This window comes from Alkalitalea saponilacus (assembly GCF_900168165.1).
Taxonomy (GTDB): domain Bacteria; phylum Bacteroidota; class Bacteroidia; order Bacteroidales; family Marinilabiliaceae; genus Natronoflexus; species Natronoflexus saponilacus.
Window position 1 is genome coordinate 1 of the sequence record NZ_FUYV01000070.1, and the last position, 1,673, is coordinate 1,673.

General features: G+C 29.6%; 1 protein-coding gene. It reads left to right on the forward strand.

Annotation, left to right across the window (positions count from 1 at the left end):
- The first annotated feature begins 639 nt into the window (after positions 1-639).
- Positions 640-1,449 (forward strand): phospholipase D-like domain-containing protein, encoded by an 810-nt coding sequence (locus tag B5X70_RS17635; RefSeq protein WP_079559219.1) that lies wholly within the window; start codon positions 640-642, stop codon positions 1,447-1,449.
- Positions 1,450-1,673 lie beyond the last annotated feature (224 nt).

The following is a 1,673-nucleotide window of genomic DNA, read 5'->3' on the forward strand; positions in this document are numbered from 1 at the left end:
CTTTCACGTTTTTAGATAATTTCGGGTGTGCAAAACCGCCACATACAAATCACCGTTGGCGGTAATTGAAACAGAAAAACCATGCTAATGAGAAAAATGATTCAAACCATAAATAGTTTATTTAGAAGACTTTCCTTTCTTGAGTCAATAATTAGTATATGCTCAATATTAGTAGGGCTGTATTTACTATACTTTTCTGTATATCATATTATTGCATATCATTTTTCAAGCATCCTGTTTTTTATTATGTTGCCAATGACTTCATTGATTTCCGATTTGCTGTTAGGTATTCTTTTAATATATTCAGGTTTGGGGTTCTTACGACAAAGAATGAACTCAATTGACTTCTATAAATTTTCAGGGATTTTTATTATGCTTTACCCTTTTAATATGAATATCCTTGACTTCTTAAAAAATGATTGGACTATAAATTCCTTGAATGTATTTTGGGTTTTTCCAATTGGATTGTTTTTGCTTATGATTTTTAGGCAAAAGAAATATAATTCATTAGTTTTAGATAGTACATTTTTTCGACTTGATTCAGCAAAATTTGCTATTTGTCTTATCTTATTTCTATTAATTGATACAGGTTTCTTTAAATGGAATTATTTAAATAGGACTCTTTAAGGACAAGATGAAATGATAAATGAAACAACCATATTAAAAGCTTCTTTTAAAAATATTAAAACAAGTATTATCGAGTGTATTCAAAATTCGCAACATGAAATTAAAATTGCTGTTGCGTGGTTCACTAATAAAGAGATACTTGGAGAACTCATTGAAAAATTGGATAATGGAGTGACTGTTTCAATTTTAATCAGCGATGATAAGATTAATCTAAGGCTAGATAAAGACCCTTTTATAAGACATGGCGGAGAAATAAGAATAATACCATCGGAACATTATAAATTCTTGCATGAGAAATTCGCAATTTTTGATAATGAGAAAATTCTTATGGGTTCTTATAATTATACCTATAATGCGGAATACAAAAATTATGAGTCAATAATAATTACTGATAATAAAGGAGTCATTAAACAATACAATGTTCGATTTAAAAAGATTATTGAAAATTCAATTGTATATGGGCAATCAAATTTTTCATCATGCATTTCAAATGGGGTGATTGCGAGTGAAATTGAGCTTGAACAAATTGAAAATGAGCTTAGAGATGAATTACTTAATACTCTTTCGGAATGCAAAAATCTAAAAGTAAAATTAAACTACAATGGGATTTATGACTTAATTGAAAAATACGGTGCAATAGGTACTCCTAAAAGACTTATTGCTACCGGCGTAGATTCTATTCAATCAGGTTTTGTTAAACTATGGGAGATAAAAAGACTGGATTTGACATTTGAAGCCATAATACTTAAAGACAAATACAAAATATTGTTTGATGATAATACAATTAATGAAGCATTAAAGCGAATTGACAAATTTAAATAACAACATACCGCCAACATCATATATAAAATATTGGGGTTTAAGTATTTACACGAACCTTTCTGCCCCGCACCAACTTTTGTAACGGCAGACAGTGATGACGCCCGCAGTCCCCAACATTTCATATATGTGACCGTTAGGGGGGCACTCCATTTTTTTGAAGCAAATCCCTTATTTATAGAAAATTAAAATCAATTCTTACAGAGATTAGGGAGAAAATCAATTCA